This window comes from Bacillus sp. JUb11, from assembly GCF_024807925.1.
Taxonomy (GTDB): domain Bacteria; phylum Bacillota; class Bacilli; order Bacillales; family Bacillaceae; genus Bacillus; species Bacillus altitudinis.
The window spans coordinates 351,804-373,417 of record NZ_JANUEZ010000002.1 but is presented as its reverse complement, the minus strand read 5'-3'; the positions used below and the strand labels follow the sequence as shown (position 1 = coordinate 373,417).

Genomic DNA, 21,614 nt, shown 5'->3' with positions numbered 1-21,614 from the left:
AATAGTGATGTTTTAAAAAGGGGGAGGAGCGTTGACTTACGCCCAAAGATTATCAATCATCGTGGCACTAGACTCATATCTCATTTTAGTTGCCGTCTTTTTTGGCTTTCAATTTGTCCAAGAGGCAGCGTTAACCGTATATACATTTGAAATGCTCGTCATTTCTTCGCTCAGTCTACTGATCGGGCACCATTTGTTTTCGTATATTTTTCACGTGTACAAGCAAGTATGGGCTTATACAGGGGTTAGAGAGCTATTTTCTTTAATGAAGACTTTTGCGTGTTCATTTTTATTTTCCATGACGATGCTGTACATTTTTGTGCAGACATGGCCATTTCGCTTTTTATTTATTGTCTGGCTTTTCCATGTGTTATTCATCGGTGCATCACGAATGGCATCCAGGCTGTTTCATGATGGTGCCAAGCGGTTTCAAGTTGAAAAGGAGCGGGCACTAATCATTGGCGCTGGATCAGCCGGGACCATTATCGTTCGTCAGCTTCAGCAGTCGAGTGATGTACATATTGAGCCGGTCGCTTTCATTGATGATGACAAAACAAAGCATAAGCTTGAAATTATGGGGCTGCCTGTTCTTGGGGGAAAAGAACATATTCAAACGGCTGTTGCGATGATGGATATTCAAAAAATCATTATCGCTATTCCATCCAAAAGCAGTCACACATTAAAAGGACTATATAAGGAATGTGTAGCGACTGGAATCAAAACACAGATTATGCCGGAAATGGAACAGATTTTAAAAGGAACCCATGCGCTGAATCAATTGCGGGATGTACAGCCAGAGGATTTGCTTGGAAGAGAGCCGATTCAATTAGATACAAGCCGTCTATCCGTTCACCTAAAAGGAAAAACGATTATGGTGACAGGAGCTGGCGGGTCTATCGGGTCAGAAATCTGTCGTCAAATTTGTGTGTTTTCCCCTCGGGCGATTGTGCTTGTGGGACATGGAGAATTTAGCATTCATTCTATTTTACTAGAGCTGAAAGAATTGTATGGAGACAGCATTAGCCTATATCCACAAATTGCGGATATTCAAGATAAACAAAAAATGAGTGAAATCGTTGGTCATTTTCAGCCGGATATGATTTATCATGCCGCCGCGCATAAACATGTCCCGCTCATGGAAATCAGCCCGAAAGAAGCGGTGAAAAACAATATTATCGGGACAAAAAATGTGGCAGAAGCTGCACATGAGCACGGAGTTGAAACATTTGTCCTCATCTCATCTGACAAAGCGGTCAACCCTGCCAATGTGATGGGAGCGACAAAGCGGTTTGCTGAAATGGTGATTATGCAAATGGGGGCAAGCAGTGAAACGAAATTTGTCGCCGTCCGGTTTGGGAATGTACTCGGAAGCAGGGGCAGTGTCATTCCGATCTTTAAAAAACAAATTGAAAAAGGCGGGCCAGTGACTGTCACGCACCCAGCCATGACAAGATATTTTATGACGATACCAGAAGCATCAAGGCTTGTTATTCAAGCTGGTGCACTAGCAGAAGGAAGACAGATTTTTGTTTTAGATATGGGGGAGCCAGTCAAAATTGTCGACCTCGCAGAAAACCTCATTCACCTCTCAGGCTACACCACAGACCAGATTCCAATCACATTTACGGGGATTCGTCCCGGAGAGAAAATGTACGAGGAGTTACTCAACCAGCATGAAAAAGCACAGGAGCAAATTTTCCCGAAAATCCATATCGGGCATGCCTTGGATGGTGATCCGTATGTGCTGAACCGCTTTATTCACGAATTTAATATGATGAGTGACGATCAATTAAGACAGGCCTTGTTTGCCGCCATTGAGTCGCATGATGTATTGCCTGAACCGATGCAACGAGAGGAGGAGCCACTTGCTAATGAAGAAAAAAGTCTTGTTTTGCGCAACGGTTGATTATCATTTTAAGGCGTTCCATCTCCCGTATTTCAGATGGTTTCAGGAACAAGGATGGGAAGTGCATACAGCGGCAAATGGCCAGCTGGAGCTACCGTATGTGGATCAAGCGCATTCCATTCCGATTCAGCGTTCCCCTTTTCATTTGCACAACCGGCTTGCTTATGTGGAGCTGAAAAAGCTGTTAGAAAAAGAGCATTATCAGTTCATCCATTGTCACACACCGATGGGGAGTGTCATTGGCAGGCTAGCGGCCAAAGGGACGCGCAAAAAAGGGACGAAAGTTCTTTACACAGCGCATGGGTTTCACTTTTGGAAGGGGGCACCGCTTCAAAATTGGCTGCTTTATTATCCAGTTGAGAGATGGCTCGTTCAATATACGGATGCACTCATCACCATTAATGGAGAAGACTATGAAAGAGCCGATCGTCTGTCAAAAGAGAAGGCGGCTGTGCATTATGTCCCCGGTATGGGTGTCGATATGAAGCGATTTGCACCAGTTGATGACAAAGAAAAAGACCGCCTTCGTAAAGCATATGGTTTTACCACGCAAGATTTTATCGTGCTGTGTGCTGGTGAATTAAATGACAATAAAAATCAAGGAATGCTCATCAAAGCTTGTGCGCAGGTGTATCGGAATATACCATATGTGAAAATTGTATTTGCTGGAGAAGGGACAAGTCGGTCGTCCTATGAAAAGCTGGTCTGTCAGCTGAATCTTGAGGAACATGTACAGTTTGCGGGATTTTGCAAGCACATCGAAGATTGGATGCATCTGAGCGATGTATGTGTATCAACCAGCTTGAGAGAAGGACTTGGGATGAATCTTCTTGAAGCAATGTCTGCTGAAAAGCCGGTGATTGCAACAGAAAATAGAGGACATTGTGAGCTTGTCAAACATGGAGTGAACGGCTTTTTAGTCAAAACGCATGATGTGAATGGTTTAGCCGTTTATTTACAACAGCTCTACCATAAAAAGGACCAGCTTCACCTAATGGGGAAAGCGGGACGTTCTATGGCTCACGCATTTGCACAGGAGCAGACGGTAAGTGCAATGGAGGAAATTTACACAACGTATATGGACCAAAAAGAGAAGGTGATGTGAGCATGCGTCAGCCGAAAGTATCGATTATCATGGGTGTTTACAATTGCCAAGAGACAGTAGAAGAAAGCATTGAATCGATTCTTCGTCAAACCTATGAAAACTGGGAGCTCATCATATGTGATGATGCATCAACAGATGGCACCTATGAAAAAGTGCTGCACTATACCATGCGTGATCCAGATAGAATTCGCCTCATTCAAAACGAACACAATCAAAGACTTGCCGCCAGTTTAAATCGTTGTCTCACTGAAGTGAATGGAGAACTGATTGCAAGACAGGATGGCGACGATATATCAGTGTCTACACGATTAGAAAAACAGGTTCATTTCCTTGAAGCACATCCAGAATATGATGTGGTTGGTACGGCGATGACGGTGTTTGATGAGTCAGGGGCGAAGGGCGTTCGAGCACTTGTCTCAGAGCCTGATCGAAGGGTGCTAGCAAGAGGAACGCCTTTTTGTCATGGGACGATTATGATGAGAGCGTCTGCCTACAAGGCTTTAAATGGCTATCGTTCTGTAAAAACAACTAGACGGATGGAAGATATCGATCTTTGGATTCGTTTTTTTGCTACGGGGAGAAAAGGCTTTAATTTGCAAGAGCCCTTATACCTTGTAAGGGAGGATGAAGCGGCCTTTCAGCGCCGGAAATTCCGATATTCAATGGACAATGCCTGGCTTGTGTTAAAAGCATGCAAGCAATTAAAATTGTCGCCGTTTGATTATCTCTTTGCACTTAAGCCGGTCATCCGTGCCTGTATGTCACCAAAGATCATGAGGTTTTATCATCAGCGGAAACTTGGAGGATCTATGGTGAAAAGGAGGACGATTCGGGATGAGTGAGCCAAAGCGTGTACTTCATGTTGTGGGCGGAATGAACAGAGGCGGTGCAGAAACGATGATCATGAATATCTATCGTGCAATCGACCGAAATGTTCTTCAATTTGATTTCATTACCCACCGGAAGGATGTCTGTGATTACGATGAGGAAATTCGTCAGCTTGGCGGGCGGATTTTTTATGTCCCAAGTATTGGAGCGTCCTCTCCATGGACGTTTGTCAAAACGTTGACGAAGACGATTAAGCAAACGGGACCTTATCAGGCAGTGCATGCACATACAGATTTTCAAACGGGCTTTTCTGCCCTTGCTGCGAAACTGGCAGGTGTGAAGATACGCATTTGCCATTCACATAATACGGCTTGGAAACAGTCTCCTAGCCGGGTTGATCATTTGATGCTCAAAGGATTTCGTCAGCTGATCTTTGCCTTTTCTACGCAGCTTGTTGCATGTGGTGAAGATGCCGGTGTCTTTTTATTTGGACAAAAAAGAATGCACGATGGACGAGTGGACATTTTGCCAAATGGGATTGATTTGGACCTTTTTTTTCAGTTGGAGCCAGAAGCGAAGGTGAAGATGAAAAAAGACCTCCATCTTCACGAGAGAAAACTGATCATTGGACATATTGGCCGATTTCATGAGCAGAAAAACCATGTTTTTTTCATCGAATTAGCGCAGACACTGAAAAAACAAGGGGTCTCCTTTCAGCTAGTTCTCATAGGAGATGGGCCGCTCCGGCCAGTGGTTGAATCATATGCAGTGAAAGCAGGATTAATGGAAGACATTGTGTTTACGGGTGTTGTCTCAGAGGTTCCGCAGTATATGAAAGCATTTGATGTGTTTGTGATGCCGTCTTTGTTTGAAGGTCTTCCTCTCGTATTAGTGGAAGCGCAGGCATCTGGACTCCCATGTGTGATTTCAGATCATATCACAAAGGAAGTCGATTTAGGTTGTGGGCTTGTGAAACGGAAATCCTTGCAAGATTCAGCACATGAGTGGATGAAAGCCATACTAGAAGCCTACCATGCAGACCCTCCTCTTCAGGAGACGATTATTTCTCAGCTTGGCCTTAGAGGATTTGATGTAAAACAGAACATCACCCGTGTGATGAATGTGTATGGATTGTAAGGAAGGATTGGCAGATGGCGGTTTATTTGGTGAACATGATCATGGTCTATTTATGGTCGAGCTTTGCTGCATTTTATGGCAGACGTGATGATACCATACAAAGCGGCTGGCGGCCGAACAAGCTTCTGGTGTTTTTTCCATTTTTATTTCTTTGTATTGTGGCGGGCATACGCTACAAAGTAGGAACTGATTTTGTAACCTATGGACAAATGTATGAGTTCTCCGTCAACTATGACAAGCCTTGGCATATTTTCGGATTCGGTGTAGACAAGGCCGCCACTGATCCGGGCTTTACATTGATCTTATGGATGCTCAATCAACTGTCACATGAGCCGCAAATCATGTATATCACAGTTGGGATCATCACCTATTTTTTTATTATCAAAACACTTGTGCGATATGGACGGCCATTTGAGCTTAGTATGCTACTATTTCTCGGCACATTTCATTATTACGCTTCGTTTAATGGCATGCGGCAGTATATGGTGGCGGCGATTCTTTTTTATGCCATCCAGTTTGTCATCAAAGGTCAGTGGAAATGGTATTTTCCGCTCGTGCTTGTATGCGCGCTATTTCATTCCTCGGCACTCATTATGATTCCAGTCTATTTCATCGTCAGAACAAAGGCGTGGTCTTGGATGATGCTTGTGTTATGTATGATTTTTCTAGGCTTAACTGCTCTGTATGACCGCTTTGTCTCCGTGTTTGTGGTGATGCTGCAAGGGAGTTCTTATGGTCATTACGAGGAGTGGCTGACAACGAATACGAATGGAATGAATGTGACGAAAATTGGTGTCTTGATTTTGCCGTTATTGCTTGCGTTCTTTTGTCGAAAACGACTTCGTGAGCTGACCCCAGAGAGTGATTATATTGTGAATTTTTGCTTGCTTGGATTTTTGTTTGGCATCCTTGCAACGAAGGATGTCATTTATGCAAGATTTCATATTTACTTTGGTCTGTATCAGCTCATTTTACTACCTTATTTCACACGGATTTTTGACCAGCGAACCAATTTCTTTATGTATATCGGAATTGCGGTTTGCTATATTTTGTACAGCATCATGCTGATGCCGTTTGATTCTTCTGTTTTACCGTACCGAACGATTTTTACAAAGTAGATTTGAAGAAAGGTGGGGCTTGCTGTCATGCCAGCTATCAGTCTATTGGTCGCAGTCTATAACACTAGTCAATATGTGGAGCAGTGTCTTCAATCGATTGCAGACCAAAGCTTTTCAGATATAGAGGTCATCCTCATTAACGATGGATCTACCGATCACAGTGGAGACATCCTTGAAGCGTTTGCTGCGCGTGATGAGCGATTTCGGGTGATACACCAAACCAATCAAGGGCTGGGAGCGGTGAGGAACAGGGGCATAGAAGAAGCAACAGGAACGTATCTTGCCTTTGTTGATTCAGACGATGTTCTCGCTCCTCAATACTGTGAGGCTTTATATCAAGAAGCCGAAAACACCGGTGCCGATCTTGTTGTCAGTGAATATTGGATTCAGTTTGAACAGTCAAAACGGATCATACCGACGACGCTGTTAGCTCAGCAGGAAGCCGATAAGACAAGTTTAATAGAATCGTTATTACATGGTGAGATCACGGGATTCTCATGGAATAAGCTGTATCGGCGGGCGTTTATCGAAAAGCATCATATCCGTTTTCCGTTGAGAGGTGAGCTTGAGAATATTGAAGATCAATATGTCACGCTGCGCTGTTTTTCTTTATCACGTGTCATTGCCTTTGTTCATGAGCCGCTTTATTATTACCGGGTTCATTTGTCATCCATTGTCCAGCGATATCAAAAGCAGTATTTTCAGCATGGACTGGCGTTTTATGACGCGCAGCGTTTGTTTTTAAAAGAGCATGATGAGCTGACACCATATGAGAAGGCTTTTTATTTTTTTATCGTGAATCATACGCTGCATTGTATGCTCAATGAATGGAAGAGCCAAAATTCCCTTTCCTTTCAAAAAAAGCTTGGTCATATGCGTGAAATGGTGACACATGAAGCTTTTCAGAAGGCTGTGAAACAAGTGGAACCATCGAAGCTGACTATGCGAAAGCGAATGATCTTATTCCTTGCTAGGATGCAGTGGGTGTATCCGCTCTCTGCCGCAGCTTCAAGCTATCAAAAATGGATTGAATATCAAACGAGAAAATCGGGGTGATGAGTGTGACATTGCAGCAATTAAAAGCACATGCCGCAGAGTGGCTGCTCTTAAAGGTCAAGTATCCACTTCAATATAGGTTGAGCCGCCAAAGATTTCCAGAGCTGCGTCATCAGAAGAAAATCATTCTCACGCTGCTGCCGGCACATGACAACTTAGGTGATCACGCGATTGCCTATGCCAGCTGCTGTTTTCTACAAAAGCACTTTCCAGACTATCAAATCATAGAAGTAGACATGCAGGAGATGTATCGTCTAGCACGTCCGCTGAAGCACGCGCGGCACCCAGAGGACATTGTCTGTATCATCGGCGGGGGCAACATGGGCGATTTATATCGATATGAAGAATGGACAAGACAATTTATCATGAACGCCTTTAAGTCCTATCCCGTCATTCAGCTGCCCGCTACTGCTCATTTTACAGAAACAAAGAGAGGGAAAAGAGAAGAACGCCGCGCTATTCAAGCATATCAGCAACACCCGAGGCTTCTCTTGATGGCAAGAGATCAAACCACCTATCAATGGATGAAGAAGCATTTTCCTAATAAAGAGGTGTGGAAACAGCCTGATATGGTCCTGACATTAGACGAAACATCAAAGAGTCAAACCCGTAAAGGAGTGCTGCTTTGTCTGCGTGAGGATAAGGAGGCGTATCTCACGAAAGAGAAACGAGAACAACTGCAGGAGCATATCAAAGAAACGTATGATCAAGTTGGTTTTATCACAACGACCATTGGTAAGCGAGTGAATCGAACGACTCGTTTAGAGGAATTATCCACGCTATGGACGCAGTTGAGACAGGCACAAGTCGTCGTGACAGATCGACTGCATGGCATGATCTTTTGTGCGATCACACATACACCGTGTGTTGTCATCAGGTCATTTGATCATAAAGTCATGGAAGGATATGAATGGGTAGCGCACTTGCCGTTTATGACCCTTTTGAAGGAACCAACGGAGGAAGCGGTGAAAAAGGCCATTCATCAGCATATGAAAACAAGCGGACAAAAGGGAGAGGAAGTTGGATGAAGGCCCTTAAACACTGCGTGAAATCACCATGAACCGTGCGTTTCTTTACAATGTCAGTGCAAATGTGATGACGTTTTTCTTGATGATGCTGATGTCTGTTTGTTTAACGCCTTACATTGTTCATACACTTGGAGTGGAAGCGTTTGGTCTGATTCATCTGACGCAAAATATGATCAATTATTTATCGGTCATTACGGCTTCATTAAGTGCTGTGGTGGTGCGTTTTTTTTCTGTTGCGGCTCATAAAGGTGAGATGGAACAAGCGCAGCGCTATCTCGCTTCCTATTTTGTCAGTTCTCTTTTTTTATCCATCTGTCTTTTTTTACTTTGTCTATTCATGTCTCAGCAGCTGGTTGACTGGCTCCATGTGCCTGCTCATCTTGCAAAAGATACACAGATCGCCTTTGTGTTAGGGGGTCTTTTATTTATGCTCAATTTCGTCATGTCTGGTATTGGGGCGGCACCGTTTTATGCGAACAAATTATATGTATCGAGTGTTGGACAGGCCATTCAGATGTTTGGCAGGGCGCTTGTGATTGTGCTGTTATTTACCGTGACGACACCAGCCATTTGGCATATTCCGCTTGCAGCCGTTATGGGGAGTTTCGCCGCTTTGGGAATGGGTCTCTATTATTTTAAGAAACTCATTCCTTGGTTTTCGTTTAAGTGGCGGTACGTTTCTTTATCTTCAAGTCTCACGCTGGTTCGATCAGGGGTGTGGCATTCATTTGAACAAATGGGCATTTTGTTGTTTTTACAAATCGATTTATTGATGACCAACTTACTGATTGGGGCAGAAGCGACTGGACAGTATGCCGCCATTTTACAATTTCCATTATTATTGCGCACCCTTGCAGGGACACTTGCGGTTGTGTTTGCGCCAACGATCACAAAATTATATTCAAATCAAGACGAGCAGGGGCTCATTCAATACGCCGCCAATGCCATGAAATGGAGTGGTTTATTTGTGGCATTCCCCGCGGCTCTGTTAGGAGGTCTTGCCGGTCCGCTCATGCTGTTATGGCTTGGACCAGCCTTTGAGGAGCTAAAATGGCTGCTGATGATTCATGCGGCTTATTTGTGTTTCACGTTGATGTTTTTACCGCTGACCTATGTACCGACTGCCTTTAACCGATTTAAAGTGCCGGCGGTTGTGACACTCATATTAGGCGGTTCCAATGTCCTGTTAGCCTATGGACTGACTCACCTACTTCAGCTTGGGTTATATGGCATTGCATCAGCAGGGGCCGTTGTTTTATTGATGAAAAATATCGTCTTTCTCCCATTGTATACAGCCAAGATCACGAAACAGAAAAGTACCATCTTTTACAAACATACAGTCGTTCCGCTGTTTGGGGCTCTGTTTATATGGGGGATCTGTGCCGGCATTCAGGCTGTGTATGATGTGACGAGATGGTGGGAGCTATTTTGTATTGGCGGAATATGTTTCGTTCTCTACTTAGGCTATTTGTATCAATTTGCAGGAACAAAACAAGAGCGGATACAGCTCATGCGTAAGGTGAAACAAGCTGCTATTGAACGCTCTGTCTCTCGCTAGTGTGGAAAGGAGAAGCAATGATGAAAAGAATAATAGATGTGGTCGTGGCTTTGACCCTGCTCATCGCAGGCAGCCCCCTTTTCCTTCTCATCTATGGACTCATTCGGTGGAAAATCGGAGCTCCTGTGGTGTTTCGACAAGAACGGCCTGGTCTGTACGGACAGCCGTTTATGCTTTATAAATTTCGGACGATGACCGAGGAACGCGATGAACATGGCGTACTGCTTCCAGACCATCTTCGATTAACAAAAACCGGCGCCTTTATTCGTAAGCTCAGTCTTGATGAATTGCCGCAGCTTGTCAATGTACTCAAAGGGGAAATCAGTCTCGTTGGACCAAGACCGCTTTTAATGGAGTATTTACAAATGTACACAGAGGAGCAAGCGAAGCGTCATCTTGTCAAGCCTGGTATCACTGGATGGGCCCAGGTGAATGGGAGGAATACTCTCTCTTGGGAGGAGAAATTCACCTATGACCTCTGGTATGTAGAGCACCAATCGTTTTGGCTCGATATGAAAATCTTATGGATGACCTTGCTGAAAGTCATCAAAACAGAAGGGGTGCAGCAGCCAAATCATGCAACAGCTGAAAAATTCAAAGGAACCGATACGTAAAGAGCAGCCCATTGGCTTAATAGGGGCTGGCGGACACAGCAAGGTCATTCAGGAGTTGATTTTTTTGCATCCTGATTACTCATTGTGTGCTGTATTAGACGATCGATTTGAGGAGGCTGACACTCAAACCGGTACTCTTTATGGTCCAATTTCTATGAGTCAAAAGGTAAGAGAGGAAAAACCTGATATGCAATGGCTGATTGCCATTGGGCAAAACGAAATCAGACAGAGGATCAAAGAACGTCTCGCATTTGAAGAGAGGGCATTTGCCACACTGATTCATCCAGAGGCAGTTGTGAGCTCGTCAACGAAGATTGGTCAGGGAACGGTTGTGATGGCAAGGGCTGTTGTGCAAGCAGATGCAGTAATTGGTGAGCATGCCATTATCAACACCGGTTCTATCGTGGAACATGACTGCTTTCTCGAATCCTTTACGCACCTTTCTCCGGGAGCCGTGCTCACCGGCTGTGTCTCTGTGCGAGAGGGTGCTCATATTGGAGCTGGGGCTGCTGTCATACCTGGCAGAACCATTGGAAGCTGGGCAGTGATCGGCGCAGGAGCGGCAGTGACCCGAGATATACATGATCAGAAAGTCGCCGTAGGCGTTCCTGCAATTGAGATCAAAGATCGAAGAGAAGGTGGGAAATCATGAGAGACAGGAAACGAATCTACTTATCTCCTCCTCATATGAGTGGAAAAGAACAGAAGAAAATAGAGGAGGCATTTAAAAGCAATTGGATTGCACCATTAGGACCGCTTGTAAATGAATTTGAGCAAGTGGTCGCGGATTATGCAGGCGTGAAGAGTGGAGCGGCATTATCTTCTGGGACAGCAGCCATTCACCTTGCCTTAAAACTCATTGGCGTTCAAAAGGGAGATATGGTCTTTTGTTCCACTCTCACATTTGTTGCCAGTGCAAATCCTATTTTATATGAACAAGCGACGCCTGTTTTTATTGATTCAGAAAAAGAGACATGGAATATGTGTCCGCTGGCGTTAGAGAAAGCCTTCGCTGAAACAAAACGACTTGGGAAAAGACCCCGTGCGGTTATTGTCGTTCATTTATACGGACAAAGTGCGAAAATGGATGAAATCATAGCGGTGTGTGAGGCATATGATGTGCCAATCATTGAAGATGCGGCTGAATCGTTAGGCAGTATATATAAAGGAAGAAAAAGCGGTTCAATGGGCAGGTTCGGTGTGTACTCTTTTAACGGAAATAAAATCATTACAACATCAGGAGGCGGAATGCTTGTCAGTGATGATGAAGCAGCCATCGACCGCTGCCGATTTCTCGCGTCACAGGCAAGAGAACATGCCCTACACTATGAACATCAAGAGGAGGGATATAACTATCGGATGAGCAACCTGCTCGCAGGTGTGGGAATTGCACAAATGGAAGTGTTAGAGGAGCGTGTTCAGCAAAAACGCCGCATTTTCGAGCGTTATCAAGATGCTTTAGCCGATATTGAAGGCCTTCAATTTATGCCAGAATATCAAGAAACCACATCAAACCGCTGGCTGACCACATTCACCATTGATCATCATGTACAGATGTCTCCAGTAGAGATGATAGATGCTTTAGAACAAAAGCAGATCGAAGCAAGGCGTGTATGGAAGCCACTGCATCAGCAGCCGCTCTTTCATGGTTGTCCTTTTTATACAACAGCCGATGAAGTCCCTGCATCTGAGTTGTTATTTGAGACAGGTCTTTGCCTGCCATCTGGTACAAGCATGACAGACGCGGAACAGGAGCTTGTCATTGATACACTTTACAACGCTCTGCAAAAGAAAGCATTATCCTCCACATAGGCTGCTCGTTCATCAGCAGCCTGCCTCTCTTTTTAACAAATCCCTTATTTTATGGAATCATCATGACCTATGGCTTACTGTAGGGCGGTCCGGCTTTTTGATGATGTACAAATCGAAGCTGGATCAAAAGCTTTTCCTGCATGAAAAACACCCTTTGCAATCATGAGAAAGGGTGTTGTTTTTCGTCCATTTATTCGCTTTCTTTTTTCACCTTTTGGTACGCTTCATCGAGATGCTGAATTCGCTTCAAGACAACAGCATTTTTCGTCAATTGGTCCTGCACAAGTGTAGAAACCACCGACCGATAATAAGCGTTCATGGCATGAATCTTGTCTTCATGTTGATTCATGGCAATGTGCTGTTTTAAGTTATCAATAAAGTATGGAACGGAAAAAAGTTCAGACATGGAAATCACTCCTATTTCGTATATACGGTCCGTCAATCTTCATGTAAAATGATGAGAGGGAGGGGAGACAATGAGCCTTAAACTGCAACAAGAACTAGTATTAAAGCAGGTACTCACGCAAGAACTCAGGCAGGCGATTACGCTGCTGCAATTGAATTGTGCAGAGCTGGGTGAGTATCTTGATCAGTTAGCGCTTGAGAACCCTCTGATTGAGCGGAAAGACACGGACAGCTATCAACCAGTTTATCATAAAAGAACGCAAGATCGAATGACAGAGCCGTATCGTACGCATCAAAAAGAAAGCCTGCAAATGTATTTAAAGAGACAGGCCATTGATTTGAATTTAAGTGAAAAGAATCAAAGAATATTTCAATTCATGATTGAGTCCATTGATTCCAATGGCTATTTAAATGAACCGGTTGACCAAATGGCCGCTGTGTTACAGGCTTCGGCAGAAGAAGTAGAGGCCGTTCTTCATCAGCTTCAATCATTAGAGCCTGCCGGTATTGGCGCTAGATCATTGCAAGAATGCATCCTGCTCCAGCTTAGACGAAAAAAGGATCGCTGGTATGAAGCAGAGCTGATCATCGAAGGGCATTTCTTTCTTTTCGCAAGGAAGGCTTGGAAGGAAATCGCAGCTAAAACAGGTATGCCGTTGAAAACCCTGCAAGCCATACAAGATGAGGTGTCGCTTCTCGAACCAAGACCAGGCCTTCATTTCTCTTATGAAGACCAGGATGTGTATATAGAACCAGATGTGTTGATTACAGCTGCGGGAGGTCACATCACATTCGAGCTGAACCAGCGTGCTTTTCCGGACATTGAAATGAATGAAGGGTATTTCGCCATGATTCAAGATCAAAAGCGGCATGAAGCATATGCATATTTAAAGGAAAAGCATCAGCAGTACAATTGGCTTGTTCAAGCGCTGAAGCAGAGAAAACAAACGATGACAAATGTCGTTCGTGAGATTATCTTACAACAGACTGATTTTTTCCTGACAGGGAAGCATAAAATGAAACCGCTTACGATGAAGCGGGTTGCAGATATATTACAAGTGCATGAGTCGACAGTGAGTCGAACAGTCAAAGGGAAAATGGTGCAGACCCCTTATGGGTTAATGGAAATGAAACAGTTTTTCCAAGCGAAACTAGAAGGGCATTCGCTCGAAGAAGCATCCAGCTACACAGTGAAGACCCACATTGCAGAGCTGATTCAATCAGAAAATAAGAAAAAACCGTATTCGGATCAGCAAATCATGACGCAGCTTCAGCAAACCTTTGGTATTCGCGTCTCTCGCAGAACCATTGCCAAATATCGTGAACAAATGAACCTTCCGTCTTCCACGCTGCGGAAGCGATATGATTAAAAAGAAGCACATGCCAGAAACAATGGCACGTGCTTCTTTTTTGATGAGTGAAAGAGTGAGAGAAGATTTCTTGAGAATTGAAAAAAGGGAAGACGTGTGATCTGAATTTTGGGGTAAAGTATAAGATAGGGCATGAGCCGATAGGGTAGACAACAGTGATGAGGTGAGACCAATTGAAATATAAACAAATCAAAACGAAAAAAATATATGAAGAAATTGCGGACGCATTAGTCGAATCCATTCGAACGGGGGAGCTTCTTCCGGGCGAAAAATTAGACTCGGTTCAAGCACTTTCTGAAAACTTTCAAGTCAGCCGTTCCGCTGTGAGAGAGGCGCTGTCCGCTTTGAAAGCGATCGGATTAATAGAGATGAAGCAAGGAGAAGGCACATATGTGAAGCAGTTCGATCCTGAGCAGCTCACATTTTGTTTATCTCCTGCTTTTTTGATGAAGCAGCAGGATATCGTGCAGCTTCTTGAAGTGAGATCAATCATTGAATCAGGTGCTGTCAAAAAGGCAGCATTGCTGCGGACAGACGAGGACCTCCATCGACTGCATGAGGCACTAGAACAAATGAAGCGTGCAGAAGCGCATAAAGAAATTGGTGAAGAGGCAGACCTTACATTTCATCTTGCCATCGCTAAAGCCTCAAAGAATCATTTACTGGCGGCGTTAATGAATCAGGTCTCATCCTTATTAATTGAAACGATGCGGGAAACGAGAAAAATCGTGTTATTTTCAAGAAAAGCGTCCATACGTCAGCTTTACAAAGACCATGAACGTATTTATCAAGCTGTCATGGACAAGCAGCCAGAAGAAGCGGAGAGGGCGATGCTTACACATTTGGAAACAGTAGAACAACTTCTTGGTGATGTGCTGCAAGAACAGGAAGGAAAGCCAGATATTCAATAATAGAGCTTTGCCACATAAGGGCACAGCTCTATTATTGAAGAGAAATATGCAGCTTTTTCATTCGATATTGCAGACTTTGCCTGCTCATGCCCAATATCTTTGCAGTCTGTGAAATATTGTCGTCCATTTTATTTAAGTAATGGACGATGTATTGTTTTTCAAATCGTTCCATTTGGGTTTGGAAGTCAGTTGTATGATCTGAGCTCGTGTAGACAAACGTATCAGCTGCAGCTGCTAGATTAAGCGGACTCTTCTGCATGTGTTCACTAGGACGTCCTTCTCCTTGCTTGAAACGGAAATGGTAAGGAAGGTGATGCATGCTTAAGTATGTTTCGTCCATCATCATATTCATTCCAGCCTCAATCACATGCTCCAGTTCTCTTACATTGCCCGGCCAATGATACGCTTGGAACAGGGCAAGTACCTCTTCATCAGCCGCCTTCACATTCATTTGAAACAGTTCATTATATTTTTGAATAAAATGCATGACAAATGTGGGGATGTCTTCTTTTCGCTCAGAGAGTGGCGGGATAAACAAGGTGACAATGCCAAGCCGGTAAAATAAATCCTTTCGCATCCGTCCACCTGCGATCGCATCCACAGGGTCCTCATTCATATTAGCAATCACTCTCACATCAATGGCGATTTCCTTTGTACTGCCTAACCTTCTTACACGTTTCTCTTGCAAGACGCGCAATAGTTTTGCTTGAAGAGCTGGGTGTAATGAGTTGATCTCATCTAAAAGCAGTGTACCTCCTTGCGCTTGTTCGAATAGACCGGGCTGATCTGTTGCCCCTGTAAAAGCCCCTTTTTGTGTTCCAAAAAGCAGACTTTCAATGAGGTTATCAGGCAGTGCTGCGCAATTCTGCGTAATAAATGGTCCAGATGAACGGCTGCTGCCATTATGAATGCTTTGTGCAAATAGCTCTTTCCCCGTCCCTGTCTCACCAACAATCAGCACATAAGAAGAGGTACGTGTGGCTCGTTTCGCATGTTCAATCACTTCTAAAAAGGCAGGACTCTCCCCAATGATTGAATCAAATGTAAAGCGTGTGTTTCCTTTTTTCTTCATATTGTGATGAATGAGCCGTTCCAGTTTCGTGACATCATTCGAAATTTCAACCGCTCCTTGAATCAAACCGTCTCGAACGAGCGGGTATGTATGGTTAATCGTTGTGATTTCTTTTCCATTGTAGTTGTGATACGTCTGCTTTGCATGAACCGTCTGTTTCCCGGTTCGCAGCGCTTGGACAAGTGTACTGTGCATCTCATCCTGAAACACAAAGAGGTCTAAGACATTTTTATAAAGGACATCAGAACGTTTTAAAGATTCGATCTCCATCATTTTTTTGTTATAAACAATGGTATTACCATTTTCATCAATGGCGTGAACCCCAACATCAATTAAATCGAGCATTTGTTTATATAGATCAATCTCATTTTCGAGCTTTGCGGTATGCTGATCTTTTTTCACTTGCGCCACCTCCAGACATTACCTCTATTTTACATGAAAAATTTTGCGGTTTCCTCTAAAAAAATTTGCATATGCAAAATTATTTTGCGTTAAAGATGAGCACAATCCTAGATACAGAGCGATCACTAAGTTGGCATGATCCTTGCATAATATAAGAGTGAAGATGAACCCAATCAAAAGAGGCAAGCATATAGAAGGAGGAATACACGATGACACAGACAAAAGCATTGATTCATCAAACAGAACAATACGGTGCGGCGAACTATCATCCGTTGCCAATTGTGATTTCAGAGGCTGAGGGAGTGTGGGTGACTGATCCTGAGGGCAACCGCTACATGGATATGCTCAGTGCATATTCTGCAGTGAACCAAGGACATCGCCATCCCCGCATTATTGAAGCGCTTAAAACACAAGCTGACCGCGTGACACTCACATCAAGGGCTTTCCATAATGATCAGCTTGGCCCATGGTATGAGAAGATTTGCAAATTAACGAATAAAGAGATGGCATTGCCGATGAATACAGGTGCTGAGGCTGTGGAAACGGCTGTAAAGGCAGCGAGACGATGGGGCTATGATGTCAAGGGGATCGAAGAGAATCGCGCAGAAATCATTGCATGTACCGGGAATTTTCATGGTCGTACAATGACGGCTGTGTCACTTTCTTCGGAAGCAGAATATCAAAGAGGTTTCGGTCCGATGCTTCCAGGCATAAAGCTCATCCCTTATGGAGATATTGAGGCGTTACGCGAAGCGATCACTCCGCAAACAGCGGCTTTTCTCTTTGAACCGATTCAAGGAGAAGCGGGCATTGTCATGCTGCCTGAGGGCTTTATAAAAGAGGCAAAAGCGATCTGTGAGAAGGAACATGTGTTATTGATCGCAGATGAAATTCAAGTGGGATTAGCGCGGACCGGCAAGATGTTTGCATGCGACTGGGAAGACATTGAGCCGGATATGCTGATTCTTGGTAAAGCACTTGGCGGCGGCGTATTCCCGATCTCGTGTGTTGTCGCAAACCGTGATATTTTAGGTGTATTTAATCCAGGGTCTCACGGGTCTACCTTCGGCGGGAATCCTCTTGCGTGCGCAGTATCACTTGCTGCACTAGATGTTTTAATCGACGAGAAGCTTGCCGAGCGCTCATTGGAGCTTGGGCAATATTTCAAAGACAAACTGTCACGCATTCAAAGTCCTGTGATTAAGGAAGTACGCGGGCGTGGACTATTTATTGGGATGGAACTGACTGAGGCAGCTAGACCTTATTGTGAAAAGCTCAAGCAAGCAGGGCTGTTATGCAAAGAAACCCATGAGACAGTGATTCGATTTGCACCGCCGCTTACCATTTCAAAAGAAGACTTGGATTGGGCAATTGCTCATATCCAAGCGTTATTTCAAGCATAAATGATCAAGGGAGAAGCCTTCAAATTCTCCCTTTCTCTTTCAATGAACGGCGAATTTTGTCAAAGGTTGATGAATAGAAGAGTGAAAGTGGGGAAGCGGATTTGAAGCCAGAACAGCATAATGAACTAGAGCGTTCCATGAAAAGCAGACATCTTTTTATGATTGCCTTAGGCGGGGTTATCGGAACAGGCCTTTTCCTTGGGTCAGGACTCATTATTCATCAAGCAGGCCCAGGGGGAGCCATTCTTTCGTTTATCATTGGCGGGTTGCTCATGTATTTGGTCATGCTCTGTCTCGGTGAATTAGCAGTGGCGATGCCGACAGCTGGTTCGTTTCAGGAGTATGCAACCAAATATATAGGTCCGTCCACAGGCTTTATGATCGGCTGGCTTTATTGGTTTAGCTGGGCATGTACAATTGGGCTGGAGTTTACGTCAGCAGGCATTTTGCTCCAAAGGTGGTTTCCTGATATCCCAGTTTGGCTTTGGTGTCTTGCCTTTAGCGTCATCTTATTTGCCATCAATGCCATCTCAGCTCGCAGCTTTGCTGAAACCGAGTTTTGGTTTTCAGCCATCAAGGTTGCTGCGATCTTATTGTTTATTATCATTGGAATTGGCGCAATTTTCGGAATGATTCATTTGAAAGGCGGGGAACCTGCCCCCCTATTTCGCCATTTGACGGATCATGGCGGACTTTTTCCTAATGGTGTTTTTGCGATTTTATTAACCATGGTCACAGTCAATTTCTCCTTTCAAGGAACAGAGCTTGTAGGGATTGCAGCAGGGGAGAGTGAAAATCCAGAAAAAACACTCCCACGCTCTATTCGGAATATTATTTGGCGGACGATGGTCTTTTTTGTTTTATCGATTGCGGTTCTTGCAGCGCTTCTGCCATGGCAGACCGCCGGCGCGGTGGATAGTCCGTTTGTTGTGGTGTTGGACAAGGTCGGCATACCATACGCTGCAGATATCATGAATTTTATTATCATTACAGCCGTCTTATCTGTAGCGAACTCTGGATTATATGCATCATCACGTATGCTTTGGGCGCTTTCAAAAGACGGGAAAGGACCTGTTTTCACGAAAAAATTATCCAAACGTAAAATCCCGATCAATGCCTTATTGGTGACAATGGGTGTATCCGCTCTATCACTGCTCACGAGTGTTGTAGCACCAAAAACGGTATATGTCTGGCTCATATCCATTTCGGGTATGGTGCTTGTCGTGGTTTGGATGTCGATTTGTTTATCCCAATACTTCTTTAGGAGACAATTCATAAAAGAGGGCGGAGATGTAAAGGATCTTGTCTTCCGAACGCCTTTTTATCCATTTGTGCCATTAGCAGGCTTTATCGCATTTGGCATTGTTCTTATCAGTTTATTCTTTATTGAGGATCAGCGGATTGGTCTTTATTGCGGAGTTCCATTTATGGCCGCCTGCTACATCATTTACTACCTCAAGATTAAACCGAAGGAAGATGCGAAACGGTTTAATGAAGAGAAAGAAACGATACCGAAAACATAAGCAGGCGGCTTTTGACCGCCTGCACCTTTTCAAAGACAAATGCATTCAATATAGAAGAAAATAAATAGTTTGAAAAAAATAAAATAGCGGAAAGCTAGATGACAAGCAGGTTATCGGTCAAAATGTGTCTATTTTTTGTCTAAATGTGTTTGTAAGAGTTGAAAATGCAAGATTATCCTGTTAAAATAATTAAAGAAAGCAGGGATTGATTTTTTTTGGCTGTGGCGGGACGTTTTTTGTCACAGTGGGACGTTTTTAGTCCAACGTGAAAAGAAAGGGTCGTTAGCCATGAATCGTTTATTGGAAGCTCAAAAAAAATTATTACCAGATCTTCTCACAGTTATGCAAAAGCGCTACGACATTTTGCAGTACATCAGATTAGCTGAACCAATTGGTCGCAGAAGTCTTGCGACAAGTCTTGGTCTGAGTGAACGTATCTTAAGAGCTGAAGTTCAGTTCTTAAAGGAACAAAATCTGCTGGATGTCAAAACGAGCGGTATGATGCTGACGACTGAAGGTCATGCTTTGCTTGAAATGCTTGAAGGAATGATGAAGGACGTTTTAGGTTTAACCTTTTTGGAAAATACATTAAAGAGGAAATTAGGCCTGGAAGAAGTCATCATTGTTTCTGGTGACAGCGATGAATCCCCGTGGGTGAAGCAAGAAATGGGAAGAGCTGCTGTCCAATGTATGAAAAAAAGGTTTACTGGAAATAATATCGTCGCCGTCACTGGCGGAACGACGATGGAAGCTGTTGCCGAAATGATGACCCCTGATGCCAAAAATCGCGACATGATGTTTGTTCCTGCGAGAGGCGGTCTTGGGGAGAATGTAAAAAATCAGGCAAACACCATTTGTGCCCACATGGCTGAAAAAGCTTCCGGTACTTACAAACTGCTGTTTGTTCCAGGACAGCTGTCAGAAGGTGCTTACTCTTCCATTATTGAAGAGCCGTCCGTCAAAGAAGTGCTTCAAACGATTAAATCATCCACGATGCTTATTCATGGAATCGGTGAAGCAAAAACAATGGCGATGAGACGAAACACACCCGCTGAAGATTTAAAAAAGATTGATGAGCATGACGCAGTGACAGAGGCTTTTGGCTATTACTTTAATCGTGATGGCGAGGTCGTCCACAAAGTGCACTCCGTCGGCATGCAGCTAGATGATTTAGAAAGCATTCCACACATCATTGCTGTTGCAGGTGGATCATCAAAGGCCGGGGCCATTGAAGCTTATTTCAAAAAACCCCGCCGAACGGTTCTCGTCACAGACGAAGGAGCCGCAAAAGAGTTATTAAGGGAGTCAATAGATCCCTCAATATAAAACATTGTGACCTATAAAAGGAGGAAACATCATGGCAGTAAAAGTCGGTATTAACGGATTTGGACGTATTGGACGTAACGTATTTCGTGCAGCATTAAACAATCCTGAAGTTGAGGTAGTAGCGGTTAACGATCTAACAGACGCTAACATGCTTGCACACCTTTTACAATATGACTCTGTTCACGGAAAACTAGATGCAGAGGTTTCTGTAGACGGTACGAACTTAGTAGTGAACGGTAAAACAATCGAAGTATCAGCTGAGCGTGACCCTGCGAAATTAAGCTGGGGTAAACAAGGCGTAGAAATCGTTGTTGAATCTACTGGATTCTTCACAAAGCGTGCAGACGCTGCTAAACACTTAGAAGCTGGCGCTAAAAAAGTCATCATCTCTGCTCCTGCTAACGAAGAAGATATCACAATCGTTATGGGTGTAAACGAAGACAAATACGATGCAGCTAGCCACGATGTCATCTCTAATGCATCTTGTACAACAAACTGCTTAGCTCCATTTGCAAAAGTACTTAACGATAAATTTGGTATCAAACGCGGTATGATGACAACTGTTCACTCATACACAAATGACCAACAAATTCTTGATCTTCCGCACAAAGACTACCGTCGTGCTCGTGCAGCTGCGGAAAACATCATCCCAACTTCTACAGGTGCTGCGAAAGCTGTTTCACTTGTATTGCCTGAACTTAAAGGTAAATTAAACGGTGGCGCTATGCGTGTTCCAACACCTAACGTTTCTTTAGTTGATCTTGTTGCTGAATTAAATCAAGATGTGACAGCTGAAGACGTAAATGCAGCACTTAAAGAAGCGGCTGAAGGAGAACTTAAAGGAATCCTTGGCTACAGCGAAGAGCCATTAGTATCTGGTGACTACAATGGTAATGCAAACTCTTCAACAATCGATGCTCTTTCTACAATGGTAATGGAAGGCAGCATGGTGAAAGTCATTTCTTGGTACGATAACGAGAGTGGATATTCTCACCGCGTTGTTGACCTTGCAGCTTACATTGCAAAACAAGGTCTTTAAT

At 43.9% G+C, this 21,614-nt stretch carries 19 protein-coding genes; 17 read left to right on the top strand and 2 right to left on the bottom strand.

The genetic code is table 11. The features are described 5' to 3' along the window. Window positions 1-31: 31 nt before the first annotated feature. Genes M2369_RS05125 through M2369_RS05075 form a run of 11 tightly spaced genes read left to right on the top strand, consistent with a single transcriptional unit; the run spans window position 32 to window position 12,162 of the window. Window positions 32-1,906: a polysaccharide biosynthesis protein gene (locus M2369_RS05125; protein WP_024719856.1), complete on the top strand. Its 1,875-nt coding sequence runs from the start codon at window positions 32-34 to the stop codon at window positions 1,904-1,906. Then, complete coding sequence (locus M2369_RS05120) at window positions 1,872-3,011, top strand: glycosyltransferase family 4 protein (RefSeq protein ID WP_259253524.1); 1,140 nt, start codon at window positions 1,872-1,874, stop codon at window positions 3,009-3,011. The genes M2369_RS05125 and M2369_RS05120 overlap by 35 nt, the downstream gene beginning before the upstream one ends. Before the next feature lie 2 nt (window positions 3,012-3,013). Then, entirely contained in the window at window positions 3,014-3,853 is an 840-nt protein-coding gene (gene epsE, locus M2369_RS05115) for a glycosyltransferase EpsE (protein ID WP_041507800.1), read from the top strand. Beyond that, a complete protein-coding gene (locus M2369_RS05110; RefSeq protein WP_041507799.1) occupies window positions 3,846-4,976 on the top strand; it encodes a glycosyltransferase family 1 protein in 1,131 nt (376 codons plus the stop codon). Before epsE ends, M2369_RS05110 begins: the two co-directional genes overlap by 8 nt. Window positions 4,977-4,990: 14 nt before the next feature. After that, entirely contained in the window at window positions 4,991-6,094 is a 1,104-nt protein-coding gene (locus M2369_RS05105) for an EpsG family protein (protein ID WP_024719852.1), read from the top strand. Between the two features lie 27 nt (window positions 6,095-6,121). Beyond that, the gene (locus M2369_RS05100; protein WP_041507798.1) at window positions 6,122-7,150 is read left to right on the top strand and encodes a glycosyltransferase family 2 protein; all 1,029 of its coding nucleotides are present in this window, start codon (window positions 6,122-6,124) and stop codon (window positions 7,148-7,150) included. After that, a complete protein-coding gene (locus M2369_RS05095) occupies window positions 7,150-8,178 on the top strand; it encodes a polysaccharide pyruvyl transferase family protein (protein ID WP_052472204.1) in 1,029 nt (342 codons plus the stop codon). The genes M2369_RS05100 and M2369_RS05095 overlap by 1 nt, the downstream gene beginning before the upstream one ends. 28 nt (window positions 8,179-8,206) lie before the next feature. Then, window positions 8,207-9,736 (top strand): MATE family efflux transporter, encoded by a 1,530-nt coding sequence (locus M2369_RS05090; RefSeq protein ID WP_041507797.1) that lies wholly within the window; start codon window positions 8,207-8,209, stop codon window positions 9,734-9,736. Between the two features lie 20 nt (window positions 9,737-9,756). Beyond that, window positions 9,757-10,350, top strand: coding sequence for a sugar transferase (locus M2369_RS05085; protein ID WP_017359198.1), 594 nt, complete (start codon window positions 9,757-9,759; stop codon window positions 10,348-10,350). Further along, complete coding sequence (locus M2369_RS05080) at window positions 10,313-11,002, top strand: acetyltransferase (protein WP_259253523.1); 690 nt, start codon at window positions 10,313-10,315, stop codon at window positions 11,000-11,002. The genes M2369_RS05085 and M2369_RS05080 overlap by 38 nt, the downstream gene beginning before the upstream one ends. After that, window positions 10,999-12,162, top strand: a complete 1,164-nt coding sequence (locus M2369_RS05075; RefSeq protein ID WP_259253522.1) for a DegT/DnrJ/EryC1/StrS family aminotransferase — start codon at window positions 10,999-11,001, stop codon at window positions 12,160-12,162. Before M2369_RS05080 ends, M2369_RS05075 begins: the two co-directional genes overlap by 4 nt. A 190-nt stretch (window positions 12,163-12,352) precedes the next feature. Here the strand turns inward: M2369_RS05075 and yvfG are convergent, their stop codons facing one another. Next, window positions 12,353-12,568: a protein YvfG gene (gene yvfG / locus M2369_RS05070; RefSeq protein ID WP_017359206.1), complete on the bottom strand. Its 216-nt coding sequence runs from the start codon at window positions 12,566-12,568 to the stop codon at window positions 12,353-12,355. A 70-nt stretch (window positions 12,569-12,638) separates the two neighbouring features. Here yvfG and rpoN point away from each other — a divergent pair, with 70 nt between their 5' ends. Beyond that, window positions 12,639-13,937, top strand: coding sequence for an RNA polymerase factor sigma-54 (gene rpoN / locus M2369_RS05065; RefSeq protein ID WP_024719845.1), 1,299 nt, complete (start codon window positions 12,639-12,641; stop codon window positions 13,935-13,937). 173 nt (window positions 13,938-14,110) lie between these two features. Next, complete coding sequence (locus tag M2369_RS05060) at window positions 14,111-14,848, top strand: FadR/GntR family transcriptional regulator (RefSeq protein WP_041507789.1); 738 nt, start codon at window positions 14,111-14,113, stop codon at window positions 14,846-14,848. A gap of 31 nt (window positions 14,849-14,879) precedes the next feature. On the opposite strand, the gene M2369_RS05055 is transcribed toward M2369_RS05060, so the two are convergent. Beyond that, window positions 14,880-16,322, bottom strand: a complete 1,443-nt coding sequence (locus M2369_RS05055; RefSeq protein ID WP_144666077.1) for a sigma-54 interaction domain-containing protein — start codon at window positions 16,320-16,322, stop codon at window positions 14,880-14,882. 209 nt (window positions 16,323-16,531) lie between these two features. On the opposite strand from M2369_RS05055, the gene M2369_RS05050 reads away from it, so the two are divergent. From M2369_RS05050 to gap, 4 genes are all read left to right on the top strand, one after another. Continuing rightward, window positions 16,532-17,725 carry an ornithine--oxo-acid transaminase gene (locus tag M2369_RS05050; protein WP_259253521.1) on the top strand — a complete coding sequence of 398 codons (1,194 nt, stop codon included), beginning with the start codon at window positions 16,532-16,534 and terminating at the stop codon, window positions 17,723-17,725. 137 nt (window positions 17,726-17,862) lie between these two features. After that, window positions 17,863-19,248 (top strand): amino acid permease, encoded by a 1,386-nt coding sequence (locus M2369_RS05045; RefSeq protein WP_047945706.1) that lies wholly within the window; start codon window positions 17,863-17,865, stop codon window positions 19,246-19,248. A gap of 288 nt (window positions 19,249-19,536) precedes the next feature. Then, window positions 19,537-20,574, top strand: a complete 1,038-nt coding sequence (locus M2369_RS05040) for a sugar-binding transcriptional regulator (RefSeq protein ID WP_008347711.1) — start codon at window positions 19,537-19,539, stop codon at window positions 20,572-20,574. A gap of 31 nt (window positions 20,575-20,605) precedes the next feature. Next, the gene (gene gap, locus M2369_RS05035; RefSeq protein WP_007500174.1) at window positions 20,606-21,613 is read left to right on the top strand and encodes a type I glyceraldehyde-3-phosphate dehydrogenase; all 1,008 of its coding nucleotides are present in this window, start codon (window positions 20,606-20,608) and stop codon (window positions 21,611-21,613) included. The last annotated feature ends 1 nt before the right edge of the window (window position 21,614 follow it).

Coding starts and splice junctions, on each gene's coding strand:
- M2369_RS05120 (WP_259253524.1), top strand. CDS start 1,872: ATGAAGAAAAAAGTCTTGTTTTGCGCAACGGTTGATTATCATTTTAAG.
- epsE (WP_041507800.1), top strand. CDS start 3,014: ATGCGTCAGCCGAAAGTATCGATTATCATGGGTGTTTACAATTGCCAA.
- M2369_RS05110 (WP_041507799.1), top strand. CDS start 3,846: ATGAGTGAGCCAAAGCGTGTACTTCATGTTGTGGGCGGAATGAACAGA.
- M2369_RS05105 (WP_024719852.1), top strand. CDS start 4,991: ATGGCGGTTTATTTGGTGAACATGATCATGGTCTATTTATGGTCGAGC.
- M2369_RS05100 (WP_041507798.1), top strand. CDS start 6,122: ATGCCAGCTATCAGTCTATTGGTCGCAGTCTATAACACTAGTCAATAT.
- M2369_RS05095 (WP_052472204.1), top strand. CDS start 7,150: ATGAGTGTGACATTGCAGCAATTAAAAGCACATGCCGCAGAGTGGCTG.
- M2369_RS05090 (WP_041507797.1), top strand. CDS start 8,207: ATGAACCGTGCGTTTCTTTACAATGTCAGTGCAAATGTGATGACGTTT.
- M2369_RS05085 (WP_017359198.1), top strand. CDS start 9,757: ATGAAAAGAATAATAGATGTGGTCGTGGCTTTGACCCTGCTCATCGCA.
- M2369_RS05080 (WP_259253523.1), top strand. CDS start 10,313: ATGCAACAGCTGAAAAATTCAAAGGAACCGATACGTAAAGAGCAGCCC.
- M2369_RS05075 (WP_259253522.1), top strand. CDS start 10,999: ATGAGAGACAGGAAACGAATCTACTTATCTCCTCCTCATATGAGTGGA.
- yvfG (WP_017359206.1), bottom strand. CDS start 12,568: ATGTCTGAACTTTTTTCCGTTCCATACTTTATTGATAACTTAAAACAG.
- rpoN (WP_024719845.1), top strand. CDS start 12,639: ATGAGCCTTAAACTGCAACAAGAACTAGTATTAAAGCAGGTACTCACG.
- M2369_RS05050 (WP_259253521.1), top strand. CDS start 16,532: ATGACACAGACAAAAGCATTGATTCATCAAACAGAACAATACGGTGCG.
- M2369_RS05045 (WP_047945706.1), top strand. CDS start 17,863: ATGAAAAGCAGACATCTTTTTATGATTGCCTTAGGCGGGGTTATCGGA.
- M2369_RS05040 (WP_008347711.1), top strand. CDS start 19,537: ATGAATCGTTTATTGGAAGCTCAAAAAAAATTATTACCAGATCTTCTC.
- gap (WP_007500174.1), top strand. CDS start 20,606: ATGGCAGTAAAAGTCGGTATTAACGGATTTGGACGTATTGGACGTAAC.